The organism is Prosthecobacter sp., assembly GCF_044226605.1.
Lineage (GTDB): Bacteria > Verrucomicrobiota > Verrucomicrobiia > Verrucomicrobiales > Verrucomicrobiaceae > Prosthecobacter.
In genome coordinates, this window is the sequence record NZ_JBGAGS010000005.1 from 280186 (window position 1) to 295911 (window position 15726).

The window sequence follows — 15726 nt, forward strand, 5'->3', positions numbered from 1 at the left end:
ATCATGACCTTCAAACTCATCCTCAAGTACCTCCTCAGTGCAGGCATCATCACCCTCGTCAGCGAACTGGTGAAGCGCAGCGACAGGCTCGGTGCCCTCCTCGCCGCCCTGCCCTTTGTCAGCATCATCACCCTCCTCTGGGTGCACCACGAAAGCGCCCCCGAAGTCCGTGCGCAAAAAACTGCGGACCACATGTATTACATCTTCTGGTATGTCCTGCCAACCCTCCCCATGTTCCTTCTCTTCCCTTCCTTCCAGCGCTGGTGGGGTTTCTACGGCGCCCTCGGCGGCAGCGCCGTCCTCACCCTCATCCTCTTCGCTCTCCTCCGCACCATCACCGCCCGCTTCGGCATCATGCTATGATCTGCTACATCTTCATAAATTCGCCGCACTGCTCCGCTTCTGGAATCCGAAATCATAAATCATCAATCGTAAATCATAAATGAACACCACCCCTCACTGCCGCTGGGGCATCCTCGGCGCCGCCTTCATCGCTCGTAAAAACTGGCAGGCCATCCGCGATGCCGGAAACGCCACCCTCGTCGCCGTCGCCAGCCGCGATCTCTCCCGCGCCCAGGCCTTCATCGACGAATGCCAGTCCAGCGCCCCGCATCCCGTCCTGCCACAGGCCATGGACAACTACGATGCCCTTCTTGCCCGCACCGACATCGACGCCGTTTACATCCCTCTTCCCACCGGCCTTCGCAAAGAATGGGTCATCCGCGCCGCCCAGGCCGGCAAACACGTCCTGGTGGAAAAACCCGTCGGCATCCATGCCGACGATGTCGCCGAAATCATCGCCGCCTGTGAAAAGCACCACGTCCAGTTCATGGACGGCGTCATGTTCATGCACGGCCAGCGCCTGCAGCGTCTGCGCACAGTCATCGATCAAGACGTCGGCCAGGTCCGCCACATCGCCACCCAGTTCAGCTTCAAAGGCGATGCCGAATTCCAGCGCAGTAACATCCGCGCCCACGGACATCTGGAACCTCTCGGCGCCCTTGGCGATCTCGGCTGGTACTGCCTCCGCTTCACTCTCTGGGCCATGAACTACGCCACGCCCACTCACGTCACCGGTCGCATCCATTCCGAAACCCAGCAGACCGCTGACTCACCACCCGTGCCCCTCGAGTTCTCCGGCACCCTCACCTTCGCCGATGGCGCCAGCGCCTCTTTCTACTGCTCCTTCACCACCAGCAATGCCCAGTGGGCCATCGTCAGTGGAGACAAAGGCCTGCTCCAAGTCTCCGACTTCGTCCTCCCCTTCTCAGGCCCCCAGACCAAGTTCAGCCTCACCCGCTCCCAGTTCGTCCTCGACCGCTGCCAGGCCAACATGCACGAAGGCCGCGAAGTCACCACCCTCGACGAACCCAGCAACAACGCCCCCGGCTCCCAGGAGTCCGGCCTCTTCCGCACTTTCTCCACCCTCGTCCTCTCCGGCAAAACCGACCCCCATTGGCCCCAAATCAGCCTCCTCACCCAACGCGTCCTCGACGCCTGCCTCACCTCAGCCAGAGCCAATTCCCAAGTCGTTTCCACGAACGACTGAGCACTTTTGAGCGGCTCCTCCCGCAGTAGAAATGTTGCATGTTGCACCGCCTAAGCACGGCAACATGGCAACATTTATCCAAACAACCCCTCACACATGCGCTTGAAGTGACATGAAGCAGCATTTCATGGCATTGGAGCGAAAAAAGCTCCGGTCCCGGAGACCAAAGATGGCAACATTTCAGTGCTTAAAATGTTGCCATGAATACCGGGAGGAAGGTCAGTCCTCTGCCACTTCCCACACTTTAAACCGCCTCGAAAGCGGCGTTGCAACGAGGCTTTCTGCAGTTTCACAGGGCAGGTAGGGAACCGCTGCGCCGGGTCCGAAGTTTCGGGTCTGTGGCGTCTCGGGCGCCAGGAAAGGTGCGCCGTTCTTGGCATGCGGAAAGGCAGGGGATGTCGAGTGCTGGGCAGGCCATGCGCAAAGGGCAGCATTCATTGCTACATATATAGATGGATTCACAGACATTCATTCCTCTGCCCCCCTTCGCATGCCCACCGCCTCCGGCAGGAGTGGGATCATCTTGATCCCACACACTCCCGTGTTCACCCACCGCTCCCAAACCAGGGGACCAGGATGGTCCCCGTCCTGCCAGAACCTCCGCCTCTACCGGTTAAAATGTTGCCATGTTGCCGTGCTTAGGCGGTGCAACATGCAACATTTTCCTTTTCGCCCATCGGCAGATGACATGTAGGCGCACTAGGACGCACCACAGCGCAACGAAGAGCAGTCCATCAGCGAAAAAGGCAAAAAAGACGGCAACATTTTGCGCATGAAATGTTGCCACGATTTCGCTCTTCTGGGCGCCCGAACACACCCCACTCACAAATCCAGCACCTTGTCCATCCTCTTCGCCACGTCCGCCAGATACTCCCAGTCCCCCGCCTTCACCTCCGCCGCCGCCCATCCGGTGTAGTTGATTTTCGCCAGCTCCGCACGCACCGCCGCCCAGTTGATGCTTCCCTCCCCCAAGGGCTTGTCAAAGCCCTTGCGCATCCCTTCGTTCATCGCGCGCTCCAGATCATACTCTTTCACATCCAGCTTCACGCTGCGCTTCCCCAGCACTTGCGCCCAGTGCTCCGCCACGCCCCAGCGCATCATGTTTCCGATGTCAAAATGCACCTGCACCCACGGGCTGCCCACCTCGTCAATAAAACGCGCCATGTCGTAGGCGCTGATGAGAAACGTGTTCCAGACATTTTCGATCAGCACCTTCACCCCCTGCTTGTCCGCATGCCGTGCAGCCTCCTTCATCCGCGCCACCGCGTCATCCCAGGTCTTTTGCAGCGGCTGCTCCTGCGGATACGCCAGCACCACCAGCATCGAATCCCCGCCGATCTTCTTCGTGAGATCGATCCCCGCCTCCAGCCCCTCGCTGCGCCCACCCACCGTGCCGTCAATGATCAGCCCGCTCTCCTTGCTCGCCGCCACCCACTCCTCCGCATTCTTCACCGTCACATGCCCAGCGAGCAGGCTCGGCTCCACGCCCTCATAGCCGCAGGCCCGCAGCTTCTTGAATGCCTCCACCAGCGTCATGTCCTTCGCCGCCTTCTGCGCCATGCTCCACTTCAGCGACTTGCGAATCTTTCCCGTGAACTGCCCGGCGCTCACACTCGTGCTTGGCGCTAGCAGTGCGGCACTCAGTGCCGTGGTGTGTTGCAGAAAATGGCGGCGGTTCATGCCACCACGCTGCCAGAAAAGCCCCCTCGTTGTCGAGAGTTAAATAGGCGCTCCTCCACCTCGCTAAACCACCACTCCCAGCGCCGCCAGCGTCTTCAGCACGATGGGCTCCCCCGGCTGCAGCTTGTCCCGCTCCTCAAACAGCAGCCGCGTCACTTTCTCATACCCCGGCAGCCTCCCCGTGCGGCGTTGCGCCAGCAGGCGCACATAGCGCACCGCACGGTCAATGAGCTTGTTGTTGCTCGGCTTCACATACGTCATGAGGTTGTCCAGATACCTCCCCAGCCTTCCCATCACGAGCGTCGAGTGCATGTTGATCAGCATCTTCAGCATCAGGTGCGCCTGAAACTCGTGAATGCCAGTCAGGTCGATGCGCTCCTTCAGCCCGTCAAACTCCCACACCATCTCCCCGGCTCCGCCGCCGATGTTGAACAGCAGATGTTCCGCCCCATTCGTGCGAAGGCGACGACGGGCGGTGAGTTGCGCTGAGAAATCATAGGACGCCAGCACCTCTCCCCCGGCCACATGGCGCACGTCCGGCCACTCCAGCGTGCGCGGCTCGCGGTGCAGCAGCGCATTCCACGCCGCATGCGCTCCTGGCTGCTCCGGCATGAGAAAATGGCACCACGAGGCCTGCGCCGTCGGGTCGTCCTGCTTTTCAAACGGCACAAGACTGAACGTCGGCGCTCGCTCCGTGGTGTCCGTCACTACCGTGATCCCAAAGCTCGGGCTTGTGTAAAACACATACGCTCCGCGCTCATAAGCCGCCGCCTCGTGCTCGACAAAGGGCACCAGAAACTGCCCGTCGCAATGCGCCGCATGCCGCAGCATCTGCAGTACCTCTCCAGGTGCGTTTTCGGGATCATGCTGGTGCATGAACGCAAAGCCAATGGCAGCCATCAGCACCGTGCTCGCCTGCATCCGCGTGCTGCCTGAGACCGCCATCGCACCCACGGAGAGGTTCAGCTTGCGGATTGCCGGGTTTTCAATCACGCGCTTGGATCGCGCCGCCACCCTGATCAGCTGTTCGTCAGGATTGCAGTAGAGCAACCAGGGACGATTGCGGGAAATTTCCGCCGCACGTTCCGCCGCGCCAATCACAAACGGTGTCTCGCCGCCTTCCGTCGTGGCCAGAAGCAGATCCCCGTCTCCAAACCCCAGCTCTTCAAGCTGCCGCGCTCCGTACTCCGGATGATCCTCAAAGGTCTCGATCGCCTTGATCAGCGCCAGATCACCACCCGCCATGAACGCCACCACCCGCTCAGGATCGGCCACCGGCAGAACTCCCATTCGGCAGAAAACCTCGATGCTCAGAGACAGCCTACCCGTGGCCCCGCACCCGCAAAGAAACACCCGCCTTCCCGCCGCCATCGTGGCCGCGATCGCCCGCGCCAGATCCGCCAGCGGCGCCGCCTTCGCCGCAAATTCACGCAGCGCCATCACATCCACCTGATGCATCAGCTTGATCGCCTCCCCCACATCCGTTTTCGCCATCTGCGACAATGATGTGGTAAACGGATGCTGCGCCTCCGTATCCAGCGCCCCGAGCTGATAGTCGGTCGCCACCTTCAGAAATTCGTCCGCGGCATTCATGCGATAAGGATTCGACTGAAGTAAGCCTCTGGATGTTCACATGTGACACTTTCTCTCATCTCCCGCCCCCATGGGCACCTTCCGTTGGGTCGCCAAAACAGCCCAGTTTTCAAAAAAATTGCAACCTTGCAGCACACGCTTTCACACTCCTCACCACTTTCCCATCTTGCACCCTGCGCCCTGCGTTTCACTATGCATGCAAACTCGCATGATGGATTTCGCATTGTTCAGGCTGCCCGATGGGCGGGCATGGCTGGGAGAAGGCCCCTTCACCGCGCTGGCCTCCGCGCCGGCAGCGGGAGGAGCGTTCTATATCAATGACTTTGATCTGAAAGACCCCGCCCCTTGGAAAGTGCCCGCGCGGCTGCACGAAATCACCGCCGAAAACCTCGCTTCCACCATCCACCTCAATGGGGCTCAGAAGCCCCAGATCCAGTGGGCCAAGCCTGCCACCGAGTGGTTCAAGATGGCCTTCCGTCGCATCCGCCGCGAGGTCCTGGCCAAGCGCATCGAGAAAATGGTCCCCGTCCTTACCGAAGTCGGCACCCTGACCGCCGGCGATCCCAAACGCCTGCTCGACTCCGTCATGCGCGCCCCTGCGAACATGTGGGGTTACGCCCACGTGCAGGACGGCGGCGGCTTCCTTGGTGCCACCCCCGAACTGCTTTTCAAAGTAAACGGCCGGCACCTCGAAACCATGGCCCTGGCAGGCACCGCCAAGCCCGGCAATCAGGACGCCTTTCTAACCGATGTGAAAGAGATCGAGGAGCACGAAATCGTCGTACGCTACCTCACCCAGCAGTTGCAGTCGCTCGGCACCGTCACCCGCGATCCCCGCACCCTCTGCCAGACCTCCGGCCTCGTGCACTTCCAGTCCAAATTGAGCGTCGAACTGCAAGCTGCCGCCGATCCCGCCCAGCTCGTCCCCCTGCTCCATCCCACTCCCGCCGTCGGCTGCCTGCCACGCGATGACGAAGCCTTGGAAAAGCTGCGCGAATACCGCCAGCAGCTCAAGGTCCCCGGCTTCTTCGGCGCCCCCTTTGGCTTCGCCGAAGCCGGCGGCACCACCCACATCATCGTCGCCATTCGCGGCATCTGCTGGCAGGGAGATCAGATCAGCCTCCCCTCCGGCTGCGGCATTGTCGGTGGCAGCGCTTTCGACCATGAATGGCGCGAGCTGCGCCTCAAGCGCGAAGCCGTGCTCCGCCTTCTGGCTCTTCAATCATGACGCAGGCCCAGCTCATCCATCAAACCCTCCACACCCTCGCCTACCTGGGAGTGCGTGAAGTCTGTGTCGCCGCCGGCGCTCGCAATGCCCCCCTGGTGTCCTCCCTGCTCGCCAGCACCAACGTCAAGATTTGGAACTTCTTTGAGGAACGCAGCGCCGCCTTTTTCGCCCTCGGCCGCATCATGGCAGACCGCCAGCCCGTCGCCGTCGTCACCACTTCTGGCACCGCTGCGGCGGAACTCCTCCCCGCCGCCATCGAAGCGCATTATCAAAACCTGCCGCTTATCCTCGTCACTGCGGACCGCCCCAAAACCTACCGTGGCAGCGGCGCGCCTCAGGCCATCGAGCAGTCCGGCTTGTTCGGCGTTTATGCCACCATTGTCGGCGATTGGGATGCCAGGGACGAAGCCCCCCACGAAGGCCACTGCTCAGACGGGCCGATGCATCTCAATCTATGCCTCGATGAACCGCTGGACACCAACGTCCCGGGCATTGATTTCTCCTGCACCACCATGCAGTCCTCTCCCGAGGTGGGAGCCACCGGCCAGCTGCAGTGCGACCTCGTTCTAGCCGCAGGCATGCACCCTGCGGATGCCGCCCTTGCTGCACCCGTCCTTGCAGCCCTTGGCGCTCCCATCATCGCCGAGGCGACGGCCAATCTCCATGGCTTTCCCGAATTGCAGTCCCTGCTGATTCCCGGCGGCGAGCGTGCGCTTCAGTCCGCGCGTCCCAGCCACGTCCTGCGCATCGGCGCCGTGCCATCCTGGCGCTGGTGGCGGGATTTGGAGTCCATGCCAAAGGTCCAGGTCACCCACATCTCCCGGACGGGCTTCAGCGGACTCGCGCGCACCGAAAACGTTCGGACTCTGCCTTGGGCCTCCATTCACAGTGTACAGCTCAATCGCCTCGACACTTCCTGCGGCATCCTGCGGTTTGAGCCGGAACTGGACAAGTTTCCGGAATCCGAACCTTCCTGGGTGGGCAAGATCGCCAGCATCATTCCGGCAGGCTCCCGCGTCTTTCTCGGCAACAGCCTCCCCATCCGAGAATTCAATCTCGTACAGCAATCCGCAAAACCCGGCGTCGAGTTCTTTTCCAATCGTGGTGCCAACGGCATTGACGGCCTCACCTCCACCTTTCTCGGCACCAGCGCCATGCACAAAGGCGAGTCCTGGCTCATCCTCGGAGACCTCAGCGCCCTCTACGATCTCGCCGCGCCATGGATCATATCGCAGATGGATCACCCGCGCCTTCGCATCGTCGTCATCAACAACGGCGGCGGCAAAATCTTCTCTCGCGTAGCCGGCATGCGCTCCTTGCCGGAAGCCGCGCGCAGCGTCATCGAAAACCGCCACTCCTTGAGCTTTGAACCCTGGGCTCAGCTCTGGGGCATCGAATATTTGCAGACCGATGACGTCAGCGATCTCGAAGACCTCCTGCCCATGCCCATCGTCATCGAAATCCGTCCCGATGCTTTGGAAACAGAAGCCTTCTGGAAAGACTGGCAGCGCCCTGTGATCAGGCCACGATGAAATCGCGGAATGCCGTGATGATCACCACCACCGAGCACGCGCCGGCATCAGGAAATCCGATGCACGCCTCGCCCAGCGTTTTCGCCCGGCCAAACTTCGCCACCATCGCCTTGCTGGCATCCTTGCCCGCCACCGCCGCGGCCGCCACCGCCGTGACCGCCTCGCTCAGAGACTGACCCGCCACCTCAGCCGCTTTCACTGCGGCAGGCTCCATCGCATCCACACACGTCTTGTCGCCGATTGCAGCGCCACCGCGCTGCTTCACGCCATCCACACCGGCTTGCAGAAAAGCCGCCAACCCGGCGGCATCGAAAGCTTCTTTGCCATTGAGCGCCTTGCCGCCATTGCGGAAAAAGGTGCCAAAAATCGCGCCGCTCGCGCCGCCCATGCTGCTCATCATCGCCATGCCCACGGTGGAGAAAGCCTTCTCGATGCTCTCCGGCTCCGCCGCATTCAGCTTCTCCATGGCCGCGCGCATCCCGCGCTCCATCCCCATGCCATGGTCCCCGTCCCCCAGATCACGGTCCGCCTGGGACAGCATCGGCTCCGCAGCGATGACTCGCTCGCACGCAAGAATGAGCATGGCTTTGACTTCGTCTTTGGAAAGGTTGGCTTTAGGCATGGGACCGCGACATTTGGCGCTCTGGCCGGGAAGTCAAATGCGAAGCCTGCCAGTGCAGCGCTGCCACGGCGCCTGCTTGATCTCGGGCTGCTGCCGACGGACAGGCATGCGCGCTCATCCACTACGCTTCGAATGGTCGCTCGGGACGTCCCAGATTGGCTGTGCAGTTTCGCCTGAAAGGCTCCGTAACAGTCCTGTTACTCATTACCCATTAATAATTGCTTGTAGCTCGCCCCCAACTCTGGTTAAACCCCCAGAAATATCTCTTGGATATCAGGCCTGCAGCCTCTGGCCATTTCCGGCCAAACCGCCTCAAAAATGCGCCATGACCATTCAAATCCGCTCTCTGCGCTCGTTCCTTCAAAGCCTGTGCCTTTTGTGCGCCACAACGGTTTCCGCAGCTTTCCCAACGCTGGGTCTCAAGCCCGTCGTCCTGAAACAGATCCACTCCCCCACGACCATCACTTCAGCCGGTGACGGCAGTGGTCGCTTGTTCGTTTGCGACCAACCCGGCAAAATCTACATCGTTCAGGGAGGAATGCTGCTGCCAGTTCCTTTCCTCGATGTCACGAGTCTGACCGTCTCGCAGACGACGGGCTACAACGAGCGCGGACTGCTCGGTCTCGCGTTTCATCCAGGTTTCGCCAGCGCGACTTCTCCGGGCTATCAGAAGTTCTACATCTTGTACAGCAAGAACTACATCGCGGGCACGGATCCCGGCCCACCGCAGGCGGGCGATCCTGTGACGTCTGTCACAGTCGTCGCTGAATTTCAGGTCTCGGCGAGCAACCCCAATGTGGCCGACCTGGCCTCGGAGCGCCGCCTGCTGCTTTTCACCCGCCCCCAAGCCAACCACAACGGTGGTCAGCTCGAATTTGGCCCCGACGGGTATCTTTACATCAGTTCCGGCGATGGAGGCAGTCAGATGGACAACAACTCCGGCCACACGGGAGGCAGCGGTGCCCGCCCCACCAACAATCTCGGCAACGGCCAGGACAAGACCCGCCTCCTCGGCAAGATTCTGCGCATCGACCCCATCGACCCCGATGGCGCAGGACCGCTGACCTACGGCATTCCATCGAGCAATCCTTTCTTCAACGACTCCACGGTCGGCATCAAAAAGGAAATCTACTCCTTTGGCATGCGCAACCCATGGCGTTTTTCCTTCGACAAACGGCCTGGCGGAACGAATCGCATGTTTTGTGGCGATGTAGGTGGAGACCGTATCGAGGAGATCGATATCATCGTTGCGGGAGGAAACTACGGCTGGCGCTACAAGGAGGGGCACGAGTTTCCCAGCTTCTCCTCCGGCGCCCCCACCAACCCGATGCCTGACCCGCTGCAGGGGCCTTACATCTCGCCCATCGCCGAGTATGCGCATCCCGGTGTCACCACTACCGCCCCCGTGCTGCCGCAGCTCGGCATGTCCGTCACTGGTGGCTACGTCTATCGCGGCAGCGCCATCCCCGCGCTGCAGGGCAGGTATGTCTTTGGAGACTATGGAGCCACTGCGGGCGCCTCTGACGGTCGTCTGATGGGATTGGAGGAAACCTCACCAAACAGCGGCATCTTCACGCTGACGCAGGCGCTTTCCATCCTTCATTCCTCTGCCTCGCCCAACATCACTGCGAACAACAATTCAAACCCCATCATCGGCCAGCGCATCCTTTGCCTCGGCGAGGACGAATCGGGTGAAATTTACATCGGCATGAAGACAAAACCCGGTGTTCTCGAACTCGACGGCGGCTCTCCTTCGGGCGGCATCTACAAGATTGTCCCGGCAGCGTCAGGTTCACTCACTCTGACTCCGACCAAGGATAACACCATCTTCTCAGAGAATACCAGCAATGCGAGCGGTCAGGGCGGCATGATGTTTGCCGGCGTGACCAATACCGGCAGCCCACGCCGTGGCCTGATCGCGTTTGATGTCTCTTCCGTACCTGCTGGAGCCACCGTTTCCTCTGCTCAGGTCCAGCTCTCCGTGCAGCTTGGACAGGGATCCAACAATCCGATGTCGCTCAATCTCCTCACCCAATCCTGGGGAGAAGGCACTTCAAACGCGGGTGACACCGGCGGAACGGGCGTGTTTGGCACTGCCGGAGACGCCACGTGGAACGCCCGCTTCTTCAGCCTTACCGCCAGTTCCACCCTTTGGACGACTCCCGGCGGTGATTTCATCGGCACCGCTTCGGCCACGACGCCTGTTTCAGCCGCTGGCACCTACACGTGGACTTCTGCTCAGCTTGCCACCGATGTGCAGGGGTGGGTCTCCAACCCGGCTTCGAACAATGGCTGGATTCTTCTCGGCGATGAAGCCTCCACGTTCAACGCCAAGAGAGTTTACAGCCGTGAAGCTACCACCGCCTCACTCCGGCCCCAGCTCTCCATCAATTACGCCTCGTTGCCTCCTCCTTCTCGTTTCGAAGTCTGGCTCGCCACTTACTTCCCCGCCAATGCCACCGGCCAGTTCGTCGATCCAAACGGTGACGCCGACGGCGATGGAAACAAAAATCAGATAGAATACGCTTACGGGCTCAGCCCAACCTCACCCGACCCCGTGAACAATTTCTCCGCCGCCATCTCGCCCGCTGCAGCTGGCGCGACTGATTTCACCGTGACATTCCGCCGCGACGGCGCCGCGACCGATTTGACTTACAGGCTGCAAACCAGTACTGACCTCAGCAGCTGGACCACCATCGCCCAAAGCACCACCGGAGCGGCCCCCGTCGGACAAAATGGCGGCGTGATCGTTTCCGATAGCGCCTTGGGCGGCACCATAAAGCTCGTCACCGCACGTCAGACGCTCCCTGCCGGATCCAACAGCAGAAAGTTCGTCCGCCTTCAGGTGGATCGTCAGTAGCCCCCCTCCACCCGGCGCCACGCCATCTCGTTCGGACAGATTGCGAAGCTTTTTGTCCGCACAGCGGGCCGGCGGCCCTTTCGTATCGCAAACCCACCTTACGGCTTCACTGGAGCAGCCAGTTTCTGAACAGCCTCGGGCTCGCCTTTCACGCGAACCTGCAGGCGTTTTATCAGGGGAATGACTTCGTCCACGGGCGCTCCATTGACCTCTTTGTCAAACGCGGCAGCAGGCATTCTGAGAAGCTTTTCAAAGAGGTACAGCTGGGCGGCTTCATAAAGCAACGGCTCTCCCGGCCTTTCCGCCTGTACCTTGGGTGCTTGGCCGGGCTTCCAGCCAAAATCCACGACGGCGTACATCTCCTCTGAATCTTTGCCGTCTGAACGGGTGATCACAAATCTGGTTTCATCTTCTTCACCTTCTTGATCTTCCTCACTCTCCGCGATTCGCAGCGTTCCAGGAGAGCCCTCGCAGCTGACTTCCCAGTAGCGCCGGTCAGGATTGAAACAATCATCATGCCAGGTGGCGAGATGCCGTGGCAGCCCTCTCTCCCATTGCCAGTATTCCGTCTCCCCCCACCACGCTTTGCGCCCGGAGTCCCGATAAGTCAGCAGACGGCCTGCAAGGAACTGAGGTGGCGTACGGCTGGAATAAACATCAAGCAGCGTCGGCACCGCCTCGCCGCGGACTTGTTTGATGATGGCGTAGCCGAGACGGTAACCGTCATCGTTGAAGGTGACGATCAACTCCGGCACGCCATCACCATCGAGATCCTGCATCTGAAACGGCGTGCTCGGAGGCTCTGGCACAATGTGGCTGTATTCTGGGAAGTCGGCCAGTGTCTTCCCTGCGGGTATCCAGACAGGGTCCAGATTCCATAGTTCCAGCAGATGCCAGTCTCCCTTCTCCCAGACCTCAAGCGCAAGTGCGCCCTGTGATTCCACCACAGCCAGTCGCCGCCCATCGGCGAAGAGATCACCCGACACCATGGCGCGGCTTTCGAATTCCCGCGTCTGAATGCCCTCGGCCGTCTTTGCACCGAGAGCTTTGCCAAGAAATTTCCTGACCTGCAGTTCCACACGCTCTCGTTCTTCGGATGAAATCGGGGGCGCTTTTTGCGGAAACCACTGTGCATGGCCGCCGGTCACAAGGGTCAGCCAGCAGGCCAGTTGAATCCATGCCCGTGAGTACATGCCCGGATTCTCCTCTCATCCCGCCACAGATGCAAGCCATCCTCTTATCGACGACTCATCCCTCCGCCCTCTTGTCCGCACGCCTCAGCCGGTCTGCCACTCCCGCGCCTCCGTTTTCAGCCCGCCTCAGAGAACTCCCTCGGTCAGAAGAAGCTCACGCAGCAAAACAACATCCGGGTCATTCATCTCCAAAACCATCACAGTCGTCCGGCCAACATCGGTCTGGCCATGCAGCCATGCTCCTTTCCATTTGAAATGCTCATCCCACACGTCCTGGCGAGGTCGAAACAATCTGACTACCTCGCCAGTGATGGGATCGATCCCAGCAATGTTCGGTCCCTTGTGCATGTTACACGAAAAACAAGCCCAGGCCAGATTCTCCAGAACTGTCGCACCACGATGCTTTTCCGTAATAATGTGATCCACATGGAAGGGCAAAGCAGAGACCTTTTCCGGGAGGCGACAATATTCACAACGACCTGCCGCCAGTGCGATCACCCGTCTCTCCAGTTCACGCGAAGGACGAGACATGCTCAAGCGACGGCCTGTTGCAGGGAGAGGCGCGCGCGTGCCTTCATCAGTTCCAGAGTTCGGCCCGCCCTCTGAAAATTTTTCAACTCGGTCCGTTCAGTCTCGTCCAAAGTGTCCTCCTTGGCCTTCTCCAGGAGAACTGTCATTCGCTCACGGTCTTCGTCGGAGAATGAAAAACTCAGTATGGCAGTTGCGGCCGCTTTGTCCCAACCGCCTGTTTCCGGTTGGATGACGCGGCTCAAAATGCCCGCTTCAGTCGTGGCTGCAGGATTCATGGAAAAAATATATCCTTCGTTTCTCCAATTTCAACCCTCCGCCCTCTTGTCCGCACGCCTCAGCCGGTCCGCCATCCCTTTCATGATGTGCAGCGCAAACTGCGGCATCTCATCCACCATGAACAGAAAGTGATGGCGGTTGACGGGCAGCAGCTTGCAGTCCGTGCGGGCGATCGCATCTGCAGATCGCTCCGACTCCTCGATCAGCGCGATCTCGCCAAAAAAACCATCGGGGCCCACCGTTTCCACGATCTTCCCGTTCAGCACGATCTCCACCTCCCCGCTTTGCACCACATACATCTCCCCGGACTCGTCGCCTTTGCTGAAGATGGGGGTTCCTTGCAGAACGGTCCGAACGTTGGCAGGGCTGGCAAAGATCTCGGGGAGTTTCATGGCAGTGCGGGATTTACAGCTTGGTATACCCCACGCTTTCGCAGGGCATGTCCCAAAGTTTTTTCAGTTCGGCATCCAGCTTGGTGATGCTGAAGCTCACGCCCGCCATCTCCTGGCAGGTGACGATGTTGTCCACGATCGTCTGATGAATCTTGATGCCGCGCGCGTCCAGGATCGGCTTCGCCCCGCGCAGCAAAATCAGCAGCTCCATCATGTGCGTGGAGCCCAGGCTGTTGACGAAAAACACGATCTCATCCCCCGCCCCCAGCGCCAGATCATCAGCAAACAGCAGCTCAAGAATCTTGGCCGCCAGCTCATCCGCAGTGCACATCGGGATCAGTCCCACGCCCTTCTCACCATGAATTCCCATCCCGAGGCCGATCACATCATCCGCCAGTTCAAACGTCGGCTTGCCGGTCGCGGGAATGCTGCCCGGCTTGGTCGAGACGCCCACCGTGCGCGTGTTGTCGCAAGCCTTCTGCGCGATGCGCGCCAGTTCATCCAGCGTATCCACCGTCTGCGCGGCGGCACCGGCGATTTTGGTGATCGGCACCAGCCCGGCCACGCCGCGGCGGTTGCGCTTCATGTCCGGAGGCGCAGAGCACACATCGTCAGCAATGATGACGGTTTTCACAGTAATGCCCTCATCCGCAGCCAGTTCCGCGCCAATGTCAAAGTTCATCACATCCCCGGCATAGTTGCCGTACAGAAACAGCACACCCTTGCCGCGGTTCACCGCCTGCGCGGCTTCCAGCACGATGTCAGGCGGCGGCGCCGCAAAGATTTCTCCCACCGCGGCACCATCCGCCATGCCCTTGCCCACCAGGCCGTGGTAGATCGGTTCATGTCCCGCTCCGCCGCCCACCAGCAGCGCCGGCGCGTCAGGCCGCAGATCATTCATCACGATGGAGCGCGTGCCCACGCGCCGCGCCTTCCCGTCATAGGCCAGCACGAGTCCCTCAAAAAGCTCGTCGGCGCACTTCAGCGGGTCGTTGATGATTTTCTTGGCAGGATTGGCGTTGCTCATGGTTGGATCGTAAAGGGTTGGAAAAAGAGACGCCAGTTTTACGGAGTGCACCGAGGCTGTCAAAGCCGATTGCCAGCCTCTCGTTTGCCCCGGCGCCCCGCCATCGCCGAGTCCGGCATTTGAAACGCGTTCTCAATGACGTTGACCTGCGGCAGCTCACCTTCGATGAACAGCACTTCCGCGATGTCGAAACGTATCTGGATGTCAGGGTATCCCAGCAGCCGCAGCCAGTCCATCGCCCCGCGCTGAATGAGGCGCTGCTTGTCAGGCCCCACCGCATCGGCCGGACGCCCAAACGCAGTGCTGGTCCGGGATTTTACCTCGACGAAGGTCAGCACGTCTCGATGCCGCGCCACAATGTCCACCTCTCCTCGGTTGGACCCGCGGTAGTTGCGGTACAGCACCTTCCGGCCATGTTTGGAGAGCCACCGTGCAGCAAGGTGTTCACCCATGGCGCCCACTTCTTTGCGGCCCATCCTCCTTCCAGCGAGACGCCGCCGAAACAAAACCAGCCGCCGCGCCCGCCACCACACTGCCGCCGTGCGCAGCATCTCGTTTCCCGTGACCCGCCTCCGCAGCCAGCGCCACACAACCGCCGGCCTCCTTCCGCGCCGTTTCATGTCAGGTTCAGTTCGAGCTGCGCCACAGGACCAAAGCTCAGGCGATGGTGCGGGCATGGGCCATGCAGCCTCAGCGCCGCCAGATGCCCCGGCGTCGGGTAGCCTTTATGTACCTCAAATCCGTATTCAGGATGTTTCTGCGCCATGGCCACCATCAGCCGGTCCCGCGTCACCTTTGCGATGATGCTTGCCGCCGCGATGGAATAGCTCAGGCTGTCGCCCTGTACCAGCGCCACGTGGTGCAGTGGAAACCGCTTCACCCGCAGCCCGTCGATCAGCGCTGCATCAGGCACCGGATCCAGCCCCATGGCCGCACGCCTCATTCCTTTCCAGGTCGCCTGCAGAATATTGATTCGATCAATCTCGCGGGGTTCAATGCTCACGCAATGCCAGCGTATGCGTGCGTCACCCGTGATCTCCTCATACAGCCGTTCCCGTTTCACCTCGCTCAGCTGCTTGGAGTCATTCAGCATGGGGTGCGTGAAATCATCCGGCAGCACCACCGCCGCCACACACACCGGCCCCGCCAGCGGCCCGCGCCCCGCCTCATCAATGCCCGCCACGATACGGAAGCCCGCGGCACGCAGCTGGTTTTCATGTTCGATGGTCGGCATGATAAAAAC

At 60.6% G+C, this 15726-nt stretch carries 15 protein-coding genes; 5 read left to right on the forward strand and 10 right to left on the reverse strand.

The genetic code is table 11. From position 1 onward, the window contains the following. Positions 1-3 precede the first annotated feature (3 nt). Both ACILSO_RS08585 and ACILSO_RS08590 read left to right on the forward strand, forming a co-directional pair. Positions 4-363: a DUF3147 family protein gene (locus ACILSO_RS08585; RefSeq protein WP_395736972.1), complete on the forward strand. Its 360-nt coding sequence runs from the start codon at positions 4-6 to the stop codon at positions 361-363. Between the two features lie 79 nt (positions 364-442). Next, positions 443-1549 (forward strand): Gfo/Idh/MocA family protein, encoded by a 1107-nt coding sequence (locus ACILSO_RS08590; protein WP_395736973.1) that lies wholly within the window; start codon positions 443-445, stop codon positions 1547-1549. Between the two features lie 822 nt (positions 1550-2371). Here the strand turns inward: ACILSO_RS08590 and ACILSO_RS08595 are convergent. Both ACILSO_RS08595 and ACILSO_RS08600 read right to left on the reverse strand, forming a co-directional pair. Next, positions 2372-3229, reverse strand: a complete 858-nt coding sequence (locus ACILSO_RS08595; RefSeq protein ID WP_395736974.1) for a sugar phosphate isomerase/epimerase family protein — start codon at positions 3227-3229, stop codon at positions 2372-2374. Between the two features lie 63 nt (positions 3230-3292). Further along, entirely contained in the window at positions 3293-4822 is a 1530-nt protein-coding gene (locus ACILSO_RS08600; RefSeq protein WP_395736975.1) for an SIS domain-containing protein, read from the reverse strand. 208 nt (positions 4823-5030) lie between these two features. Between ACILSO_RS08600 and ACILSO_RS08605 the strand changes: the two genes are divergently transcribed. Then, a complete protein-coding gene (locus ACILSO_RS08605) occupies positions 5031-6050 on the forward strand; it encodes a chorismate-binding protein (RefSeq protein ID WP_395736976.1) in 1020 nt (339 codons plus the stop codon). Then, on the forward strand, positions 6047-7582 hold the full coding sequence (gene menD / locus ACILSO_RS08610) for a 2-succinyl-5-enolpyruvyl-6-hydroxy-3-cyclohexene-1-carboxylic-acid synthase (RefSeq protein WP_395736977.1): 1536 nt from the start codon (positions 6047-6049) through the stop codon (positions 7580-7582). Before ACILSO_RS08605 ends, menD begins: the two co-directional genes overlap by 4 nt. On the opposite strand, the gene dhaL is transcribed toward menD, so the two are convergent. Continuing rightward, a complete protein-coding gene (dhaL, locus tag ACILSO_RS08615) occupies positions 7569-8204 on the reverse strand; it encodes a dihydroxyacetone kinase subunit DhaL (protein ID WP_395736978.1) in 636 nt (211 codons plus the stop codon). The genes menD and dhaL overlap by 14 nt on opposite strands. Positions 8205-8529: 325 nt before the next feature. Between dhaL and ACILSO_RS08620 the strand changes: the two genes are divergently transcribed. Further along, positions 8530-11064: a PQQ-dependent sugar dehydrogenase gene (locus ACILSO_RS08620; RefSeq protein WP_395736979.1), complete on the forward strand. Its 2535-nt coding sequence runs from the start codon at positions 8530-8532 to the stop codon at positions 11062-11064. Between the two features lie 98 nt (positions 11065-11162). Here the strand turns inward: ACILSO_RS08620 and ACILSO_RS08625 are convergent, their stop codons facing one another. The 7 genes from ACILSO_RS08625 to ACILSO_RS08655 all read right to left on the reverse strand — a co-directional run bounded on the left by ACILSO_RS08625 (position 11163) and on the right by ACILSO_RS08655 (position 15717). After that, positions 11163-12257 carry a hypothetical protein gene (locus tag ACILSO_RS08625; RefSeq protein ID WP_395736980.1) on the reverse strand — a complete coding sequence of 365 codons (1095 nt, stop codon included), beginning with the start codon at positions 12255-12257 and terminating at the stop codon, positions 11163-11165. Between the two features lie 126 nt (positions 12258-12383). Beyond that, positions 12384-12788, reverse strand: coding sequence for an HNH endonuclease (locus ACILSO_RS08630; RefSeq protein ID WP_395736981.1), 405 nt, complete (start codon positions 12786-12788; stop codon positions 12384-12386). A 2-nt stretch (positions 12789-12790) separates the two neighbouring features. Further along, positions 12791-13063 carry a hypothetical protein gene (locus ACILSO_RS08635; RefSeq protein ID WP_395736982.1) on the reverse strand — a complete coding sequence of 91 codons (273 nt, stop codon included), beginning with the start codon at positions 13061-13063 and terminating at the stop codon, positions 12791-12793. Between the two features lie 30 nt (positions 13064-13093). Next, the gene (locus tag ACILSO_RS08640) at positions 13094-13456 is read right to left on the reverse strand and encodes a Crp/Fnr family transcriptional regulator (protein ID WP_395736983.1); all 363 of its coding nucleotides are present in this window, start codon (positions 13454-13456) and stop codon (positions 13094-13096) included. Between the two features lie 13 nt (positions 13457-13469). Further along, a complete protein-coding gene (locus ACILSO_RS08645; RefSeq protein WP_395736984.1) occupies positions 13470-14483 on the reverse strand; it encodes a dihydroxyacetone kinase subunit DhaK in 1014 nt (337 codons plus the stop codon). A 59-nt stretch (positions 14484-14542) separates the two neighbouring features. Beyond that, positions 14543-15103: a YraN family protein gene (locus ACILSO_RS08650; protein WP_395736985.1), complete on the reverse strand. Its 561-nt coding sequence runs from the start codon at positions 15101-15103 to the stop codon at positions 14543-14545. Beyond that, entirely contained in the window at positions 15100-15717 is a 618-nt protein-coding gene (locus ACILSO_RS08655; protein WP_395736986.1) for a ribonuclease HII, read from the reverse strand. The genes ACILSO_RS08650 and ACILSO_RS08655 overlap by 4 nt, the downstream gene beginning before the upstream one ends. Positions 15718-15726: the final 9 nt, after the last annotated feature.

Coding starts and splice junctions, on each gene's coding strand:
- ACILSO_RS08620 (WP_395736979.1), top strand. CDS start 8,530: ATGACCATTCAAATCCGCTCTCTGCGCTCGTTCCTTCAAAGCCTGTGC.
- ACILSO_RS08630 (WP_395736981.1), bottom strand. CDS start 12,788: ATGTCTCGTCCTTCGCGTGAACTGGAGAGACGGGTGATCGCACTGGCG.
- ACILSO_RS08645 (WP_395736984.1), bottom strand. CDS start 14,483: ATGAGCAACGCCAATCCTGCCAAGAAAATCATCAACGACCCGCTGAAG.
- ACILSO_RS08585 (WP_395736972.1), top strand. CDS start 4: ATGACCTTCAAACTCATCCTCAAGTACCTCCTCAGTGCAGGCATCATC.
- dhaL (WP_395736978.1), bottom strand. CDS start 8,204: ATGCCTAAAGCCAACCTTTCCAAAGACGAAGTCAAAGCCATGCTCATT.
- ACILSO_RS08625 (WP_395736980.1), bottom strand. CDS start 12,257: ATGTACTCACGGGCATGGATTCAACTGGCCTGCTGGCTGACCCTTGTG.
- ACILSO_RS08650 (WP_395736985.1), bottom strand. CDS start 15,103: ATGAAACGGCGCGGAAGGAGGCCGGCGGTTGTGTGGCGCTGGCTGCGG.
- menD (WP_395736977.1), top strand. CDS start 6,047: ATGACGCAGGCCCAGCTCATCCATCAAACCCTCCACACCCTCGCCTAC.
- ACILSO_RS08595 (WP_395736974.1), bottom strand. CDS start 3,229: ATGAACCGCCGCCATTTTCTGCAACACACCACGGCACTGAGTGCCGCA.
- ACILSO_RS08635 (WP_395736982.1), bottom strand. CDS start 13,063: ATGAATCCTGCAGCCACGACTGAAGCGGGCATTTTGAGCCGCGTCATC.
- ACILSO_RS08605 (WP_395736976.1), top strand. CDS start 5,031: ATGATGGATTTCGCATTGTTCAGGCTGCCCGATGGGCGGGCATGGCTG.
- ACILSO_RS08655 (WP_395736986.1), bottom strand. CDS start 15,717: ATGCCGACCATCGAACATGAAAACCAGCTGCGTGCCGCGGGCTTCCGT.
- ACILSO_RS08590 (WP_395736973.1), top strand. CDS start 443: ATGAACACCACCCCTCACTGCCGCTGGGGCATCCTCGGCGCCGCCTTC.
- ACILSO_RS08600 (WP_395736975.1), bottom strand. CDS start 4,822: ATGAATGCCGCGGACGAATTTCTGAAGGTGGCGACCGACTATCAGCTC.
- ACILSO_RS08640 (WP_395736983.1), bottom strand. CDS start 13,456: ATGAAACTCCCCGAGATCTTTGCCAGCCCTGCCAACGTTCGGACCGTT.